Source organism: Kaistella soli (genome assembly GCF_019038595.1).
Classification (GTDB): domain Bacteria; phylum Bacteroidota; class Bacteroidia; order Flavobacteriales; family Weeksellaceae; genus Kaistella; species Kaistella soli.
In genome coordinates this window covers 623,784-640,597 of record NZ_JAHOPF010000001.1, presented here as the reverse complement: position 1 = coordinate 640,597, position 16,814 = coordinate 623,784, and the positions used below count along the sequence as shown (strand labels likewise).

The 16,814-nt window shown below is 42.8% G+C and carries 16 protein-coding genes and 2 tRNA genes; 12 read left to right on the top strand and 6 right to left on the bottom strand.

Features of this window, described 5'->3' with window-relative positions:
* Window positions 1-96: 96 nt before the first annotated feature.
* Window positions 97-1,902, top strand: a complete 1,806-nt coding sequence (typA, locus tag KSK37_RS03030; protein ID WP_088360260.1) for a translational GTPase TypA — start codon at window positions 97-99, stop codon at window positions 1,900-1,902.
* 291 nt (window positions 1,903-2,193) lie between these two features.
* Window positions 2,194-4,233 carry a dipeptidyl peptidase 3 gene (locus KSK37_RS03025; RefSeq protein WP_217199353.1) on the top strand — a complete coding sequence of 680 codons (2,040 nt, stop codon included), beginning with the start codon at window positions 2,194-2,196 and terminating at the stop codon, window positions 4,231-4,233.
* A gap of 98 nt (window positions 4,234-4,331) precedes the next feature.
* Here the strand turns inward: KSK37_RS03025 and KSK37_RS03020 are convergent, their stop codons facing one another.
* The gene (locus KSK37_RS03020; RefSeq protein WP_144264878.1) at window positions 4,332-4,778 is read right to left on the bottom strand and encodes a hypothetical protein; all 447 of its coding nucleotides are present in this window, start codon (window positions 4,776-4,778) and stop codon (window positions 4,332-4,334) included.
* Between the two features lie 321 nt (window positions 4,779-5,099).
* On the bottom strand, window positions 5,100-5,636 hold the full coding sequence (locus KSK37_RS03015; protein WP_217199350.1) for an O-acetyl-ADP-ribose deacetylase: 537 nt from the start codon (window positions 5,634-5,636) through the stop codon (window positions 5,100-5,102).
* A gap of 236 nt (window positions 5,637-5,872) precedes the next feature.
* Here KSK37_RS03015 and KSK37_RS03010 point away from each other — a divergent pair, with 236 nt between their 5' ends.
* The 3 genes from KSK37_RS03010 to KSK37_RS03000 all read left to right on the top strand — a co-directional run bounded on the left by KSK37_RS03010 (window position 5,873) and on the right by KSK37_RS03000 (window position 8,492).
* The gene (locus tag KSK37_RS03010) at window positions 5,873-6,139 is read left to right on the top strand and encodes a helix-turn-helix domain-containing protein (protein WP_217199349.1); all 267 of its coding nucleotides are present in this window, start codon (window positions 5,873-5,875) and stop codon (window positions 6,137-6,139) included.
* A gap of 321 nt (window positions 6,140-6,460) precedes the next feature.
* Window positions 6,461-7,402 (top strand): tyrosine-type recombinase/integrase, encoded by a 942-nt coding sequence (locus KSK37_RS03005; RefSeq protein ID WP_217199348.1) that lies wholly within the window; start codon window positions 6,461-6,463, stop codon window positions 7,400-7,402.
* Window positions 7,386-8,492 carry an IS91 family transposase gene (locus tag KSK37_RS03000; protein ID WP_425513990.1) on the top strand — a complete coding sequence of 369 codons (1,107 nt, stop codon included), beginning with the start codon at window positions 7,386-7,388 and terminating at the stop codon, window positions 8,490-8,492. Before KSK37_RS03005 ends, KSK37_RS03000 begins: the two co-directional genes overlap by 17 nt.
* 247 nt (window positions 8,493-8,739) lie before the next feature.
* On the opposite strand, the gene KSK37_RS02995 is transcribed toward KSK37_RS03000, so the two are convergent.
* Window positions 8,740-9,060, bottom strand: a complete 321-nt coding sequence (locus tag KSK37_RS02995) for a DUF6572 domain-containing protein (RefSeq protein ID WP_217199347.1) — start codon at window positions 9,058-9,060, stop codon at window positions 8,740-8,742.
* Between the two features lie 571 nt (window positions 9,061-9,631).
* Between KSK37_RS02995 and KSK37_RS02990 the strand changes: the two genes are divergently transcribed.
* The 3 genes from KSK37_RS02990 to KSK37_RS02980 all read left to right on the top strand — a co-directional run bounded on the left by KSK37_RS02990 (window position 9,632) and on the right by KSK37_RS02980 (window position 12,983).
* Window positions 9,632-10,525: a DUF6266 family protein gene (locus KSK37_RS02990; RefSeq protein WP_217199346.1), complete on the top strand. Its 894-nt coding sequence runs from the start codon at window positions 9,632-9,634 to the stop codon at window positions 10,523-10,525.
* Between the two features lie 164 nt (window positions 10,526-10,689).
* Complete coding sequence (locus KSK37_RS02985; RefSeq protein WP_217199344.1) at window positions 10,690-11,247, top strand: transposase; 558 nt, start codon at window positions 10,690-10,692, stop codon at window positions 11,245-11,247.
* Window positions 11,248-11,402: 155 nt separating this feature from the next.
* Window positions 11,403-12,983: a glycoside hydrolase family 10-like protein gene (locus KSK37_RS02980; RefSeq protein WP_217199343.1), complete on the top strand. Its 1,581-nt coding sequence runs from the start codon at window positions 11,403-11,405 to the stop codon at window positions 12,981-12,983.
* Here KSK37_RS02980 and KSK37_RS02975 read toward each other — a convergent pair.
* From KSK37_RS02975 to KSK37_RS02965, 3 genes are all read right to left on the bottom strand, one after another.
* Window positions 12,980-13,672, bottom strand: coding sequence for a class I SAM-dependent methyltransferase (locus KSK37_RS02975; RefSeq protein ID WP_217199342.1), 693 nt, complete (start codon window positions 13,670-13,672; stop codon window positions 12,980-12,982). The two genes, KSK37_RS02980 and KSK37_RS02975, sit on opposite strands and share 4 nt — an antisense overlap.
* Before the next feature lie 47 nt (window positions 13,673-13,719).
* Window positions 13,720-13,792 (bottom strand) — tRNA-Met (locus tag KSK37_RS02970).
* A 301-nt stretch (window positions 13,793-14,093) separates the two neighbouring features.
* A tRNA-Met gene (locus KSK37_RS02965) sits at window positions 14,094-14,166 on the bottom strand.
* 88 nt (window positions 14,167-14,254) lie between these two features.
* On the opposite strand from KSK37_RS02965, the gene KSK37_RS02960 reads away from it, so the two are divergent.
* From KSK37_RS02960 to KSK37_RS02945, 4 genes are all read left to right on the top strand, one after another.
* Entirely contained in the window at window positions 14,255-14,866 is a 612-nt protein-coding gene (locus tag KSK37_RS02960) for an L-threonylcarbamoyladenylate synthase (RefSeq protein ID WP_088357964.1), read from the top strand.
* Window positions 14,867-15,023: 157 nt separating this feature from the next.
* Entirely contained in the window at window positions 15,024-15,782 is a 759-nt protein-coding gene (yaaA, locus tag KSK37_RS02955; RefSeq protein WP_088357965.1) for a peroxide stress protein YaaA, read from the top strand.
* A 38-nt stretch (window positions 15,783-15,820) separates the two neighbouring features.
* The gene (locus KSK37_RS02950) at window positions 15,821-16,219 is read left to right on the top strand and encodes an acyl-CoA thioesterase (RefSeq protein WP_088357966.1); all 399 of its coding nucleotides are present in this window, start codon (window positions 15,821-15,823) and stop codon (window positions 16,217-16,219) included.
* Window positions 16,216-16,776, top strand: a complete 561-nt coding sequence (locus KSK37_RS02945) for a helix-turn-helix domain-containing protein (RefSeq protein ID WP_217199341.1) — start codon at window positions 16,216-16,218, stop codon at window positions 16,774-16,776. Before KSK37_RS02950 ends, KSK37_RS02945 begins: the two co-directional genes overlap by 4 nt.
* Window positions 16,777-16,814 lie beyond the last annotated feature (38 nt).

Here is a 16,814-nt window from a genome sequence, read left to right as displayed (position 1 = left end):
TTTTCTATAATTTTCTGCATTAAATTCTGTTAATTCTCTATCAGTTTGCAAATTATCCGCTAAAAAAGTTTACTTTTGCACCGTCAAAAAACGATTATGCAAAACATTAGAAATATCGCAATCATTGCGCACGTTGACCACGGAAAGACCACTTTGGTTGACAAAATCATTCACGCAACCAGCGTTTTCCGGGAAAATCAGGAATCCGGAGATCTTATCATGGACAATAATGACCTTGAAAGAGAGCGTGGAATTACCATTTTATCTAAAAACATTTCGGTAACTTATAAAGACACCAAAATTAATGTTATCGATACTCCTGGTCACGCCGATTTCGGTGGTGAGGTGGAAAGAGTACTGAAGATGGCAGACGGTGTTTTACTTTTAGTGGATGCTTTCGAAGGACCGATGCCTCAGACGCGTTTCGTACTTCAGAAAGCTTTGGAATTAGGTTTAAGACCTGTTGTAGTAATCAACAAAGTAGATAAGCCTAACTGCCGTCCGGATGAAGTTCACGATCAGGTTTTTGATCTTTTCTTCAACCTTGATGCTACAGAAGAGCAGCTGGATTTCCCAACATTCTACGGTTCATCAAAACAGGGATGGTTCAATTCTTCACTGGAACAGACAGAAAATATTTTCCCGTTATTAGACGGTATCTTAGAGCACGTACCTGCACCGGAAGCAAAAGAAGGTCCGCTTAGAATGCAGATTACTTCTCTTGATTTCTCTTCTTTCTTAGGAAGAATCGCAATCGGAAAAATCACTCAGGGTTCTGTAAAAGAATCTGAATGGATTGGTCTTGCACAGGAAGACGGCAACATCATCAAAGGAAAAGTAAAAGAATTATACGTTTTTGAAGGTCTTGGTAAAAAGAAAGTTCAGGAAGTAAAAGCAGGTGACATCTGTGCGATCGTAGGTTTTGATAAATTCCAGATCGGGGATTCATTCGTAGATCTTGAAAATCCGGATCCGTTGCCAAGAACGGCAATCGATGAGCCTACTTTGAACATGACGTTCTCTATCAACAACTCTCCTTTCTTCGGAAAAGACGGTAAATATGTAACTTCTAATCACCTTAAAGAAAGGCTGATGAAAGAGTTGGAGAAAAATTTAGCATTAAGAGTAGAACCTACCGAAGACGCGAATACATTCTTAGTATTCGGTAGAGGTATTCTTCACCTTTCTGTTTTGATCGAAACGATGAGAAGAGAAGGTTATGAAATGACCATCGGTCAGCCACAGGTTATCTTAAGAGAAATCGACGGGGTTAAATGTGAGCCTTATGAATCAATGGTAGTTGATGTACCTGAAGAATTTGCTTCAAGAGTAATCGATTTGGCGACTCAGAGAAAAGGAGATCTTCACATCATGGAAACCAAAGGCGAAATGCAGCACATGGAATTCGAAATTCCTTCAAGAGGTTTGATCGGATTGCGTTCTCAAATGTTGACCGCTACAGCTGGTGAAGCGATTATGGCACACCGTTTTGTTGATTACAAGCCTTTCAAAGGAGCAATTCCAGGAAGACAGGTGGGTGTTTTGGTAAGTAAAGGTCAGGGACCGGCTACTGAATACTCTATCGCAAAACTTCAGGACAGAGGTAAGTTCTTTGTTGATCCGGGTGAGGAAATCTACGAAGGTATGATCATCGGTGAACAGAACAAACCGGGAGATTTGGTGGTAAACATCGTTGAAGCAAAACAGCTGAACAACATGCGTGCATCAGGAAAAGACAAAGACGGAAGCATCGCTCCGAAAATCTTATTCTCTCTGGAAGAATGTATGGAATACATCCAGGGCGACGAAGCCATCGAGGTAACTCCAAACTTCATCAGAATGCGTAAAAAGATCCTTTCAGAAAACGAAAGAAAACGTATCGAAAGAGGAGCAAAAGGATAATTCCCGCAACTTTAATGAAATTATAATCCGTTCAGCATGCTGAGCGGATTTTTTTTTGGTGATTGAGCTAAAATTATTAGTTATCTTTTTCGAAATTACTTCTTCCCAGCTCTTGGCATCTCTAAAATGCAGTGGTGCGGATTTTGTTACCTATTCCAGTGCGCTTCAGGCAGATCAGCAGAAACTGGCGGCAGATTCTGCTTTCTTATGGCCGGCACATGGTCTTCGCTGCTGTTAAAGGGCCACTTCTACGTGAACACAATTAAGTAACTTTATATAAATAATTCAATTATGAAAATAACCAAAATTACTCTTCTTGCGCTGGCTGCGGGGCTGCTTTTTTCCTGCACGGTACAGCAGAATACCACGCTTGTCACAAGTAATCAGGAACAAAGCACCTCACAGGGACAGAACAGCATCGACCGTTTTGCTGACATTGAGGTACTGCGTTATGACGTGCCGGGTTGGAACAATCTGACGTTAAAGGAAAAGGAATACGTTTATTACCTTAGCCAGGCAGGCTATGCAGGCAGGGACATCACTTGGGACCAAAACTACGGGAACAACCTGACCATTCGCCGTGCTCTGGAGCATATTTATCAGAATTACAGCGGTAACAAAACCACTCAGGACTGGCAGAATTTCGAGATTTACCTCAAAAGGGTCTGGTTCGCAAATGGCATCCACCATCACTACTCTAACGAAAAGATGAAACCTGCTTTTTCCAGAGTCTATTTTGATCAGCTTTTAAAAGAGACAAGCACGCCGCTGAACGCAGCCGTGGCAGATGTATTATTTAATGATAAGGACACTAAAAAAGTTAATCTCGATTTGAGCAAGGGACTTTTGGAGGGATCGGCTGTTAATTTCTACGGCGACGGCGTGACGGCAGACGAAGCGGACCGGTTTTATGCGAACATGAAAAGTCCCGATGCACAGCGTCCGCTTTCCACCGGTTTGAACTCGAAACTGGTCAAAGAAAACAGCAGGCTCACCGAAAAAGTCTGGAAAAGCGGCGGCATGTATGGCGCAGCGATTGACCAAATCATCTTCTGGCTTGAAAAAGCGAGGACGGTGACCGAAAACCAGAAGCAGGCAAACGCTTTAGCCCTGCTGATCAAATATTATAAAACCGGCGACCTCAAAACCTGGGACGACTATAACGTGGCTTGGGTAGATGCCACAGAAGGAAATATTGATTATATCAACGGCTTTATCGAAGTATACAGCGATCCGCTTGGTCATAAAGGCTCCTATGAGAGTGTAGTGCAGATCAAAGACTTCGACATGTCCAAAAAAATGGAAGTCCTTTCGAATCAGGCACATTGGTTTGAAGACAACTCTCCTCTCCTGCCTCAACACAAAAAAAAGAATGTGGTTGGGGTCAGCTATAAAACCGTGATCGTCGCCTCCGAATCCGGTGATTCCTCCCCGAGTACCCCGATTGGAGTCAACCTCCCAAATGCAGACTGGATCCGGGCGGAACATGGGTCCAAATCCATTTCACTGGGTAATATTATTGATGCCTACGATAAAGCTGCCGGTTCCGGCCGCCTCAAGGAATTCGTCAATGATGACGAAGAACTCCGCCTGGCTCAGAAATATGGTGAACTTGCAAGCAAACTGCACACCGCGCTTCATGAGGTTATAGGTCACGCTTCGGGTCAGATTAATCCGGGTGTCGGAACGCCGAAAGAAACGCTGAAAAGCTATGCCTCCACTATGGAAGAAGGACGAGCGGATCTCGTAGGACTCTATTTCCTCTACAATCCAAAACTGCAAGAACTTGGTTTGACTGATGACTGGAAATCTGTCGGTAAAGCAGCCTACGACAACTACATCCGCAACGGACTCATGACTCAGCTCGTACGGCTGGATCCCGGTGCCGATATCGAAGAAGCTCACATGAGAAACCGCCAGTGGGTTAGCGCTTGGGTATTTGAAAAAGGGAAGAAGGACAATGTCATCGAAAAGGTGACCCGCAACGGGAAAACCTATTTCAATATTACCGATTACGAAAAGCTGCACGATCTTTTCGGTCAACTGCTGCGCGAAACACAGCGCATCAAGTCTGAAGGTGATTATAATGCCGCCAAAAATCTTGTTGAAAACTATGGTGTGAAAGTAGATCAGACCCTGCACAAAGAAGTGCTGGCGCGTAACGCCCAATATAAGGAGGCACCTTACCGCGGTTTTGTCAATCCTTACATTACGCCCGTAAAAACCGCCGGCGGCCAGGTTACTGATTACGTTTTAAAATATCCACAAACATTTTCGGAACAGATGCTGCGCTATTCTAAAGAATACAGTTTCCTGCCTGATCGCAATTAAACAAGACGCCGACTCAATTCATATAAAAGCAAAAAGCCCCAATCACTTGGGGCTTTTTATGTACAATAGCGGCGTGGAACCGCCATGTGATGGTGGACTTAGTTTCCCATAAATGATTTCCCTCTCAGATCAAGGGTCTGCATCACGACGTCCGAACCGCTCATATTCGCCATCAGCACCAATTTTTCTCTCATATCTGTACTGTAATCCGAGAGGTAAAGGGTAATAGTAGGTGCGGAATAACCTTCATCTTCTGTATTAAGGGTAACATATCCGTTTTCCCCCTCAAGCAGTCCCAGCATTGTCCTTCTGATCTGTGACCAGTAAATTTTGGTCTCATATTTTTCTCCGTCTATTTTGCTTGTTGCGCTGATATAGCTTTCAGTCATCTCCACATCGAACTTCTTACTGCTGTAACCGCTGGGGTTCACCATGGTAATATATTTCTGGTGTTTGTTCAGCCATTTAAGGGTTTCTTTCTTGTTTTGTGCGTTCGCCGTGAACATGAGCATCAGCGAAAATAAGAGCGTACATAGTACTTTCATAAAATTGGTTTAGTTAAGTTATTTTAAATGTTAGTGGTCTGTTTGCGCACCGTAATTTCAGTGCGGAATTCCTGAGAAAAAGAAAACTTCTAAGCGTTAAACTGTGGTTTCTGCATCAGAAATTTCAATGCCCAAATATAAAAAATTATGCTTAACTTATTAATAATGTAAACCTTATTATTGAAATTATTTAGTGGGCAAATAGAACAGCGTTCACGAAGTCGGTGACAGGTTTTGGGCAGTCTAAATAATTGATGCTTCACCCAAAATATTGCAGACGCCTAAATACTTAGCTTCCGCTTCACAGTCTAAGGGACATAATTACTGCTGTGAATTCAGTTGATAAGTCAGAAATTGATAATTTTCATCATCGAAACACACCAGCATAACTTTCTCAATACCGCTTTGCTTTTCCAGGAAACGCGATACGCTTTCTACCGCAATCTTTGCAGCTTTGTCTTTCGGAAAACGGTAAACCCCTGTACTGATCGCCGGGAACGCCACCGTACGGCATCCGTGTTCCAGCGCAAGTTGCAGTGAATGAGTATAACACTGCGCCAGTTTTTCCTCTTCCTCAGGAGTTCCGTTATTCCATACCGGCCCCACGGTATGGATGACATATTTCGCGGGCAGCTTTCCCGCAGTGGTGATCACCGCCTCACCCACCTTACAGCCTCCCTGTCTGGCGACAATTTTCCGGCATTCTTCCAGAATTTCCTTACCGCCCGCGCGGTGAATAGCACCGTCTACTCCGCCGCCGCCCAACAGCGAGGTATTGGCGGCATTCACCACTGCATCTGCTGCAATCTGGGTGATATCTCCTTTAATGACTTCTATTTTAGGCGTTGGCTGACTCATGGTATTTTCGCTTTAGGATGGTTTGCAAATCAAATATAAAAAATTAGTACCTAACCGGCTGATGGTAAAACAATATGCGAAAGGTGATCATCGGAGCAACACATTTTACGGTGCTCTCGGAACACAAAACCCGTCAAAACACCCTGCAAAAAAGGGAAAAACACCCGTATTCATATCGTTTTGTTTTGGTAATTTCGTTTCCAACCCTACAGAAGAATAACATAAAAACATAAATCATGACGAAAAATCTATTCCCTCATCTCAACTACAACGACCTTCATCACCATTATCAGCAAATCCTCGCAGCACACCCCTACATTACCAACCTCCAGAAATCAGATATCCTTACCGATCAGGATGTATGCGAATACCTCCAGATCTCCGTCAAGACCCTCCGCAAATTCTGCAGAGAAGAAAAGATCAGCTATACCCGTCTGGGCAGCCGCTATTACTACATCCGCCAGATTTTCGCCCTGAACCTTATTAAGATTTGCAACGACTGAGTTCCCAACTCACCCTCCCTTCTTCCTGCCCTTGCTTCCAAACGCCTATCCTTCAAGAGGGAGTCTCCATTCCATTCCATCCCTAAAAACCTCCTTTATTCTGGTTTCTGAGCGAAGCCGGGGAATAAAGGAGGTTTGTTTTCAACTAGCGAAAATTTTTATGATGTAAACTTCAACTCAGCTGACAGAAATAGCATGTTGAACTAAACCTCCGGTAGCTTTTTCGATTCGCCGTTTTAGTAATTTTGTTTTTTTAACAATCAAAACATTTACTATGGCTACAAAAAAAAATCTCCGGAGGATGTAAGGACGAACAAAATTTTGAATCGCGCTTCAAGCGAAGTTAATGGTTTTTCGGAACTGATACAACGTTTCGAAAGAAATATTTCAATACAGGGAAAAAGTCCCAGAACCTTTGATAATTATTCCAGGCATGTTGCTGCCGTAGCGCTTCATTTCGGTAAAATTCCTACCGAATTGGATCCGGAAGAAGTTAAAGATTATCTCTTCGAACTTCAACAGCGATCAAAAACACCTTCTCAAACCTACTTTAAACACACGGTTTATGGACTGCGGTTTCTTTTAAAAGCAGAAGGCTTGCCTTATAGTTTTCTACACCTTCCCGCCATTCCAAAAGTAAATAAACTGCCGACTGTTTTAAGCCGGCAGGAAGTTTGGCGCATGCTGCAAACTGCCCAGTTGCTGAAGCACAAACTGCTCATCGGTCTGATTTACGGGTGCGGACTTCGGTGTATGGAAGTAAGAAATATCGAACTTCAGCATCTGGATTTTGATCGAAAAATGCTGCATATTGTTCAGGGTAAAGGTCAAAAAGACCGTTATGTTCTTTTATCCGAGCATTTAATCCGGGGACTGAAAACCTTTATTTCAGTGGAAAATCCGAATCAATATTTATTCAATGGAAATCAAAATAGAAATATTGAAGAGATTGACATTCTTACTCCTAAAAGTACAGGCTTTGATTCCCGCTACAGCCAGCGCGGCGTGCAGTGGGTGATTAAAACCATCTCTAAAAAAGCAGGCATCACCAAAGTCGTTCACACCCACACTTTGCGGCACAGCTACGCCACGCATCTGCTGGAAGACGGCGTTCCGATCATCATGGTTCAGAAACTTCTGGGTCATGAAAGAATTGAATCGACCATGGAATATCTTCATGTCTGCCAGCTTTCGGATCAGAAGCCTCACAGTCCTTTGGATACCGTATTTGCTTTGTACCGCAAAAATGGAATCCCGAAGTAAGGGCAGAAGTGTAGCCGACGTTCTGCGCGCAGTCAGTTTATCAACTCAGAATTTTACGGTTCATCAGGAAAAAACACTTCGGGCCTTATCGTACTGCCGGACTTCAGCTTTGGGCGGTCATATCGATGCGTGCGACGGTTGCGGAAACCTCTCCATCAGTTACAACTCCTGTAGGAACCGGCATTGTCCCGGGTGTCAGGGCCATAAAAGGGAAGAATGGATCCAGAAGCGCGAAGCGGATTTACTCCCGTGCAGCTATTATCATCTCGTTTTCACGCTTCCCGAAGAGCTGAACGGTTTGGCAATTGCAAATCCCACACTCATTTACAAAACATTGTTTGAAGCAGCTTGGGCAACATTAAACCAGTTTGGCAAAACGGAAGGAATGCAGCTCGGAATGATTGCGATACTTCACACGTGGGGACAGAACCTGAGCTTGCATCCGCACCTGCACTGCATTGTTCCTGGCGGCGGAATTGATCATCACGGAAAGTGGAAAAAGAAAGTACGAACCGATAAATATCTCTTCTCTGTAAAAGCGATGAGCAAAGTATTCCGGGCAAAGTTTGTGGCTTTATTGAGAACTTCGGGAGTAAAAGATTCCAATTTAATGGATAAACTCTTTACCAAGAACTGGGTCGTCTATGCAAAACGTCCTTTTGGTGGCCCGAAACAGGTGATTGAATATTTAGGCAGATACACCCACAAAGTCGCCATCAGCAATCACCGCATCAAAGAAGTTACCGATAAAGAAGTTCGTTTTGGCTACAAAGATTACCGGAAAGGTGGCGAAAAAAAGGAGATGACCCTATCCCATGTGGAGTTTATCAGGCGCTTCAGTCTTCATATTCTGCCCAGAAGGTTTGTGCGGATCCGCCATTACGGTATTTTAAGCAGCAGCTGGAAACGTGGGAAACTGCAGAGTTTACAGTCTGATTTAAACATCCGGGTTCCGGAAGCAAAACCCAAGACTTTGCTCAATAAATGCCGGTGTTGCAAAGAAGGAAACCTGGTCACCATTGCCATTTTCGGGCAGCGCGGTCCGCCACAGGATTTTCTTTTCGTCACCCAACCTTTCTCTGCGAAATAAACTTTGCGGGTAAGGGAAACTGTGTTTTGCAGCGAAGAAAAAACCGCAGAAAACCACTTCCAAAGGCTACCAAATGCCACAAATAAAGCAGTCCTTCTGAAAAACTGCTTTGTATCTCTAAATTCTAAAAACGATAACTCCATAGAAGAACCAATATTGGAGAAAAGCCACCGGAGCTTCCGTTCAACGGGCTTTCATTTCTTGTCTTTCAGACAAAACGAAAGCTTAGTTATTGTACGCAGTGCTTTTATTTTAGAGTTTTCCAATTAAATTCAATATTCAGTTCTTTAATTATGCTTTTACATTTTTGTAAGAAATTCAATGCATATTCATTTGGCTCAAATTTCATTATTAATCCGATTGCAATATTTTTATTTTTTGAATTGGGATATTCTTCAAATATTTGTCCGCTATCAACAAAATTCAAATAAGAATTTATTTTGTCTTGCAGTAATAGTACGTGCTCATTTTCTTCATCCCATATAAGATGGTCAGAAATAGTTAATTTAACACTCCCGTTTGGCGACGTGCTTATAAAATCAATTTTATCAATTTGTTCTACACTCAATTTCAGCGGTTTTTGTTATTGCATTGCGGACAACTTGTATATATGTTTACTTTGTCAGACAAATACAACGTGTTTTGTCGGGATTGGTCTGGAAGTCATCAGACATTATTTCTGTCCTTTAAGATATATTTTTTTCTTATAAATCATCAAACCCTCGCTGCCGCATGAAATGAAATTCGACGAAGTCAATACTTTCGTGTGACCATATAATACATTTTTGGTTCGTTTGCTGCCTCCCGTTCAAACTCTCCCGCTTTGATCCACTTCATGGCCTTACCCATTTTCAAATCTACCAAAAAACTTCCCCACAAAAATACGGGAAACCGTAATTGCCCTTTTTACCCTCTCCCTGCAGGAAATTAGTCTGATACCCATCGGTACTTGCTCCGAAGCAGCCTTTTCGCATGGCAAAAGCAACGGTCATCCAGCATCAAAACACCCAGCATCCGGCACTCCAACATCGAACAGTATACGAACAGTATAGATACTGTGGATATACAACACATACCCAATGGTCAAACAAAGGATATACAGGGGATACAGAAACCCACCAATTTTATTTTCCCGAAAATTGCTGCTCCCCCTCAAAAATGCCCTGATACAAAGCATTTACAGAACAGATTACCTGAAAAATAAAACCACCAAAAATGCCCTGAAATGCCCTTTTCTTCCCTTTAATGGAAAAAAATGGAAAACCGTGGAAACTTTTGGAAACTTTTGTCCCGTTTTAAAAATGGATTCTTTAATTCCTCAACTTTACACCATTAACCAATTAAAAACTAATATCATGGGTAAAATCTATGACTCCCTGCTATCGGGAACCTCAGGCCGCACAGGCCGCATCGTAGTGGCGAACATGTTCGGACACGAATTCTCCAAGATCCGCCCTCGGAAAAGAACATCACCACCTACCGCAAAACAGCAGCTCATTCACCACCGCATGCGCAAAAGTGCGCTGTTCATGGAGTCTTACCGAGGCTATGCATGCGACCATTATGGCAGACGCGTCGGCATGAAATCATGCTACAACCTTGCAATGACCAACCTCATGACCAATTTTGTGATTGATTTTGTCGCCGGAACCATTACGCCGCAATATCCATCAATCTCATTTTCGAGGGGACCTCTGCTGGCCGCCGTGCCGCTTAACATCACCTTGCCTACACCGGACACTATTACTGTAACCTGGCAGGACAATTCCGCCGGCCATCCGCTCCGCGAAACCGACTGGGCTCAGATCCTAATTGCTGCGAAAGACGAGCCCCTCACGTCCTTTGTCGAAAATGCAGCACAGCGGACCGCCGGAACCTACACCGCCAACGTACCGGCACAGATGGTAGGCAAAGAGCTCCTTCCGCAACATGGTAGGCGACACGGTCTCCAATTCCGTCTACGCCGGAACCATTATCTAATTCCAAAAAGCACAGACCCCCAGCCTGTGCTTTTTACATTTCAGTACAGATGAAATGCATTGCGTCTCCTTTCCCCTTCCCCTTTCCCATCCCCATCCTAATTCCCATCCTCATCATCATTCTCAGTACAGACGCAATGCATTGCGTCTCCCATCCCCAAAAAATCACAATTCACATTTTTTCCCTAATTTAGATTGCGCTCTAAAAAACACAATTGATGCCTATGGATCTGTTTAAAAACAAATACCGCATCCCATCCGCCCGCTTACAAAGTTGGGATTACAGCCGTGCAGGACTGTATTTTATTACCATCTGCACCTACAACCGCGCCCATTTTTTCGGTAAAATCACCGGTGGCAAAATGCAGTTGTCGGCTCTTGGAGGCATTGTGGAAGCCGAATGGCTGAAAACATTTGAAATACGCAAAGACATGAATCTATTAATGGGTGAATTTGTGGTAATGCCCGATCATTTTCACGCCATCATCGGTATTGGCGATAATGATTACAATCGTACAGACGCAATGCATAGTATATACGCAATGCATTGCGTCTCTATGAATCCCCCAAATCCCCCCAAAAACCAATTCGGTCCCCAATCCAAAAATCTTGCCTCCATTATACGCGGATTCAAATCATCCGTCACCGTTGCGGCGCGCCGGATAAACCCTGATTTTCAATGGCAGCCCCGATTTCATGACCACATTATCCGCAATATCGAATCGTATCACCGTATTTCCCAATACATTATCGACAATCCAACAAAAATGGGATAAATGATAATTAGAGACGCAATGCCTTGCGTCTCTCCAATGCCTTGCGTCTCTCCAATACATTGCGCCTCTCCAAATTCCAAATATTATCATAATTCAACAATCCACATACGCAAACCCCGATTTTTCAGTTCCTATAATAATAGTATTTTTGTCCCATGAACATCCGAAACTTAAAATATACCCTCCTTATCGTATCAGCAGTTTTTATTAATTCCTGTACCACCCAAAAACCACAGGTAAAAAACCAGGGCAAAACCAGCCAGGTAACAAAACCTGTTCCGCCTAAGGCTCCGGTCACCACAGTTCCCTATTCGGGCAAAGAAGCTTTAAGACTAAACCTTCCGGAAGTGAACCGCGAGTTCCGCGCTGCCTGGATTGCGACAGTCGCCAATATCAACTGGCCGACAAGAAACAACTTAACCACTCAGCAGCAGCAAGACGAAGCCATTCAGCTTCTCGATATGCTGAAGAGTGCCAATTTCAACGCCGTGATCTTTCAGGTACGGCCTTCTGCAGATGCGATGTATAAAAGCGATCTTGAACCTTGGTCTTATTTCTTAACCGGACAAACCGGTAAAGCGCCGTCCCCTTATTACGATCCTCTGGAATTCTGGATTGAAGAAGCCCACAGACGCGGCATGGAACTGCATGTATGGATGAACCCTTACCGTGCCCACCATACGACGGGAGGCAGCGTAACATCATCCAGTATGGCTTCAGTGATGTCGGACAGCGTGTACAGGCTGAGAAACGGAATGTACTGGATGGATCCTTCAGACGAACGGGTACAGAATCATGTTTCAGACGTGATCAAAGATTTGGTAAAACGCTATGATATTGATGCCGTACACATCGATGACTATTTTTACCCCTATAAAGAATATCACGGCGGAAAAGATTTTCCTGATGACCGCACCTGGAACCGGTATAAAAGTTCAGGCGGTACCCTTTCAAAGGGAGACTGGCGGAGAGGAAACGTCAATAAAATTATCAAAAGATTACACGACGAAATCCATGCTGAAAAATCCTATGTGAAATTCGGAATCTCTCCATTCGGTATTTGGAAACCAGGATTTCCCGCAGGAGTTACAGGTTCTTCACAGTATGATGAGTTGTATGCCGATGCAAAACTTTGGCTGAACGAAGGCTGGTGCGATTATTATTCGCCGCAGCTTTACTGGAAAGAAGGCGGTGCACAAAGTTTCTCCGCACTTCTGAAGTGGTGGAAAGATGAGAACATCAAGAATATTCATCTATGGCCCGGCCTGAATACGGTAGGTGTGAAATCAGATAACAGACAAGCTGAAATTACAGGTCAGATGAATACCATCAGAAGAGTGCTGCCGAAAAATACTGCAGGAGAAATTCACTACAGCACTGACGGACTCAAGAAAAACCCAGAAATGCTGAGTGCCGTTAAAAATCTTTACAGAGAGAATGCTCTGGTTCCTGCAACGCCATGGATCAGCACTAAAAAACCGGTGACCCCAAAACTTTCAGTTGAAAAATCAGGAGAGTCTTACCGGATTAACTGGAGTTCAAAAGAGGCGGAAAAAGTGTTCAGATGGGTGCTTTTTGCTAAATACGGTGACTCCTGGGAAACTGAGATCATGGATAAGGGAAACAGTTCCAAGACCCTCCCATCCTCCAGAAACGGAAAAAAACTCAATACTCTGGCTATAAAATCAATCGACAGATTAAGCAATGAAAGCGATTATGATGCAGAAAAGCTTTAGGTACTTTTCGTGAGCACAGCTAAATACTGGCTGTGTTCATCTTCAAATATGATTTCAGAATGAAAGTCCAATTCAGCAGCGATTTTCTGCATCGTTATTTTGTCGAGGTAAAGCCACTCAAACCAGTCGGTAAGTTGCCCGCTGTATTCATACCGGCATTTGGCCTCCCCGTAATAATGATGCGCGGGCATTTCGGTATCTTCGTACATATAGGAAATATCGCAGGAATCAAATATAATCTGTCCACCTTCATTCAAAAGCGTTTCTGCCTTTTTCAGGAATTTTCTGAAGCCGTCAAGCGTTGATGAGATTCCGATTCCGTTCATGAGCAGAAGCAGCGTATCGAATTTCGGTCCGTCAAACTCAAAGAAATCCTCACAGAAAATATGCTGCACTCCACGCGCTTTCATCACTTCACAGGCGCTTGGAGATATTTCAATAGCAGAAACATCAAGCCCTTTTTTCTGAATTTCAAGTGTATGTGAACCGGCTGCTGCGCCAATATCCAGCACTTTTCCTCTACACCTTGTAATGGCTTTCTGTTCCAGCTCGGGCATTTTTTTTAAAGATCTGAAATAATAGGAAACAGGCATTTCCACTTTCGGTCCGAACTGGTCATGCACAAAAAGTTTCTTTCTGGCGGTGGTAAAATGGAAATCGTAAATGGCTTTTCCTGGAAGATCCTGCATAACTAAATATAAAAAAAAGACTGTTCCTCTGAACAGTCTTTAGTTAGTAGCGGGGACACGACTCGAACGTGCGACCTCCGGGTTATGAGCCCGACGAGCTACCTACTGCTCTACCCCGCGATATTGTGGTGCAAATATACGCAATCTTATCGCTTTTCAAAATTGATTTACGCATTTTTTTAATGTTTTTAAAGGCTTTAACGGTTGTATTGCTGTAACTGCTTCAGATTGAAGACAGAACCCTATGAATTATTTTTAAATAATTTCTGTTTAGGATTAGATACAGGAAAACACAGCCGCCTTGTTCTTCTGTTGTCCTTGCTCACGGGTAAGAACCGAATCTCCGGGCATTCGACTCCAAATAACAAGCTCATACATAAGCACAAAAAAAGAGAACCACATTTGTGATTCTCTTGCTTAGTAGCGGGGACACGACTCGAACGTGCGACCTCCGGGTTATGAGCCCGACGAGCTACCTACTGCTCTACCCCGCGATATTGTGGTGCAAATATACGACTATTCTCTAAACTCACAAATATTTGTCGGAAATTCTTTATTCATCTATTTTTCCTAAATTTGTATATGGCAAAAATTCTGAAAATATATCCCGATAATCCTCAGGAAAACCTTATCGCTGAAGTAGTTAAAACTTTGAACAACGGTGGAATCATCATCTACCCTTCCGATACGGTATATGCTGTTGGATGCAATATTTTCGACATCAGGGCGATGGAAAAGCTTGCGCACATCAAAAAAATAAAGTTAGATAAAGCGCAGTTCTCCATTATATGCAATGATTTAAGCCATCTTGCCCATTTTACCAGGCCCATTGACACTTCCGTATTCCGTTTTCTGAAAAGTAAGATTCCCGGACCTTTTACTTTTATTCTGGAAGCCAACAAAAGTCTCCCTCTCGCCTATAAAGGCAATAAAACGGTGGGGATCCGTGTCCCGGACCATCCGATTCCGCAGCTTATTGTAGAAAAATTAGGACATCCGATCGCTTCTACTTCCATCAAGGATGACGATGAGGTGATCGAATATTCGACCGACCCCGAACTGATCGCTGAAAAATACGATCATCTCGTCGACATTGTGATCGATTGTGGTTATGGCGATAATGTTGCCTCTACGATTGTGGATTTAACAAGCGGAGAACCAGAAATCATCCGTCAGGGAAAAGGCGAAGTTTAATGATTGGGGCGTCTTTATCCGCCCTCCGTTCCCGCTTTTTTATTTGCTGGCTTCGGCTCCGCTCAGCCACCAGATAAAAAGAGCTCCACTCAGGTCGGGACGCGGGTACAGGCAAAAATCAAACATCAGTATCAAAATTCATCTTCAACATATCTCAATGAAAATCATCTCATCACCTGCCAAACTCATGAACATTGAAAATTCCACGGAATTATTCAAAACCACAACACCGAAATTCATTGATGAAGCCTCCTTTATTCATTCCTTTCTAAAAGAAAAATCACCCAAATATTTGTCTGAACTCATGGAAATTTCGTCAAAACTGGCAGATGAAAACTGGGAAAGAAACCAGAAATGGAAAGCAAAACCGGGTTCCAAGGAGTCTGCACCTGCAATGTTTGCTTTTACAGGCGAAGTTTACCGCGGACTTGATGCCAAAACTTTAGATAAAAATGCCGTAACTTATCTTCAGAAAAATTACAGAATGCTTTCCGGTCTGTACGGATTGCTGAAACCTTCCGATAAAGTAATGCTTTACCGTTTGGAGATGGGCAGAAATTTCAACTTTGACTCTTATAAAAACCTCTATGAATTCTGGCGCGAAAAAATAACGGAACAGCTCAACAGCGAACTCAAAGCCAAAGACATTATCCTTAACTTGGCCAGTTCGGAATATTTTAAAGTCCTTGATAAAAAGAAACTGAATGTACCGGTGATCGATTTCGATTTTTACGAGATCAGAGAAGGAAAACTGAAAACTATTGTCGTTTACACCAAACATGCCCGCGGACTGGTGATTCGTTACTGTGCACAAAATCAGGTAAAAACACTGAACGGCGTAAAAGGGTTCAATCTTGAAGGCTACCGGATTGATGAGAAACTTTCAACCAAAACAAAATTGGTTTTCACCCGATAACCTTCCAGGAATAATTAATAATCAAATACAGTTAAAAAATGAATTACCATACAAGAAAATGGATTAAACCTGAAGATTTAAATCCAAACCACACCCTTTTCGGAGGAAGACTGTTGCAGTGGATTGATGAAGAAGCCGCATTATATGCGATCGTTCAGCTGGAAACGCCGAGATGTGTTACCAAATATATTTCTGAAATCAATTTTATCAGTTCCGCAAAACAGGGTGACATCATCGAAATTGGAATTGAGGCGACCGATTTCGGGAATACCTCCATTACGCTGACCTGCGATGTAAGAAACATGATGACGCGCCAAACCATTATCACAATTGATAAAATTATATTTGTGGGCGTAGATGAAGAAGGAAAACCCACCCGACACGGCAAGACAAAAATTGAATTCATCTCCGACCGTCTGAATAATATGGAAGAATGAAACTGTTTATTAAAAACATGGTTTGTTCCCGATGTATCACTGCGGTAGAACAGGTTTTTAATGATTTAAAACTGGAAATTTCAACCATCGATTTAGGGGAAGTGGAAACAAAAAGTGATTTCGGTTCTGCAGAGATTCGGAAACTTGATGACCGTCTGAAAGCAATTGGTTTTCAAATCCTGGAGGATTCTTCGAAAAAGCTGATCGAAAAAGTAAAGAAATCTGTGATCCTGAAAATCAACGGTTTGGATATTCCTGAAGATTTTGTGCTGTCAAAATTTCTGTCCGAAAAGCTTCATAAAGAATACAGTGCAGTTTCCAAATTATTCTCTCAAAATGAAAATGTAACGCTTGAACAGTATTTCATCCTTCAGAAAATTGAAAAAGCAAAGGAACTTCTTTTATATGATGAATTTTCTTTGACCGAAATCTCAATTAAACTCGGTTACAGAAGCGTACAGCATTTGTCTTCTCAATTTAGAAATACCACAGGATTTTCCCCTTCTGAATTTAAAAAACTGAAACAGAAAAACCGCATTCCTCTCGATAAAATCTGAATTCTGTAAGATTCTTCCTTATATTTATAACAGCTTTC

What these genes read in the sequence shown, in the direction of transcription:
- KSK37_RS02980 (WP_217199343.1), top strand. Translation starts at nt 11,403, where the DNA reads ATGAACATCCGAAACTTAAAATATACCCTCCTTATCGTATCAGCAGTT.
- yaaA (WP_088357965.1), top strand. Translation starts at nt 15,024, where the DNA reads ATGAAAATCATCTCATCACCTGCCAAACTCATGAACATTGAAAATTCC.
- KSK37_RS02975 (WP_217199342.1), bottom strand. Translation starts at nt 13,672, where the DNA reads ATGCAGGATCTTCCAGGAAAAGCCATTTACGATTTCCATTTTACCACC.
- KSK37_RS02960 (WP_088357964.1), top strand. Translation starts at nt 14,255, where the DNA reads ATGGCAAAAATTCTGAAAATATATCCCGATAATCCTCAGGAAAACCTT.
- KSK37_RS03000 (WP_425513990.1), top strand. Translation starts at nt 7,386, where the DNA reads ATGGAATCCCGAAGTAAGGGCAGAAGTGTAGCCGACGTTCTGCGCGCA.
- KSK37_RS03015 (WP_217199350.1), bottom strand. Translation starts at nt 5,636, where the DNA reads ATGAGTCAGCCAACGCCTAAAATAGAAGTCATTAAAGGAGATATCACC.
- KSK37_RS03010 (WP_217199349.1), top strand. Translation starts at nt 5,873, where the DNA reads ATGACGAAAAATCTATTCCCTCATCTCAACTACAACGACCTTCATCAC.
- KSK37_RS02985 (WP_217199344.1), top strand. Translation starts at nt 10,690, where the DNA reads ATGCCTATGGATCTGTTTAAAAACAAATACCGCATCCCATCCGCCCGC.
- KSK37_RS03020 (WP_144264878.1), bottom strand. Translation starts at nt 4,778, where the DNA reads ATGAAAGTACTATGTACGCTCTTATTTTCGCTGATGCTCATGTTCACG.
- KSK37_RS02950 (WP_088357966.1), top strand. Translation starts at nt 15,821, where the DNA reads ATGAATTACCATACAAGAAAATGGATTAAACCTGAAGATTTAAATCCA.
- KSK37_RS02945 (WP_217199341.1), top strand. Translation starts at nt 16,216, where the DNA reads ATGAAACTGTTTATTAAAAACATGGTTTGTTCCCGATGTATCACTGCG.
- KSK37_RS03025 (WP_217199353.1), top strand. Translation starts at nt 2,194, where the DNA reads ATGAAAATAACCAAAATTACTCTTCTTGCGCTGGCTGCGGGGCTGCTT.
- typA (WP_088360260.1), top strand. Translation starts at nt 97, where the DNA reads ATGCAAAACATTAGAAATATCGCAATCATTGCGCACGTTGACCACGGA.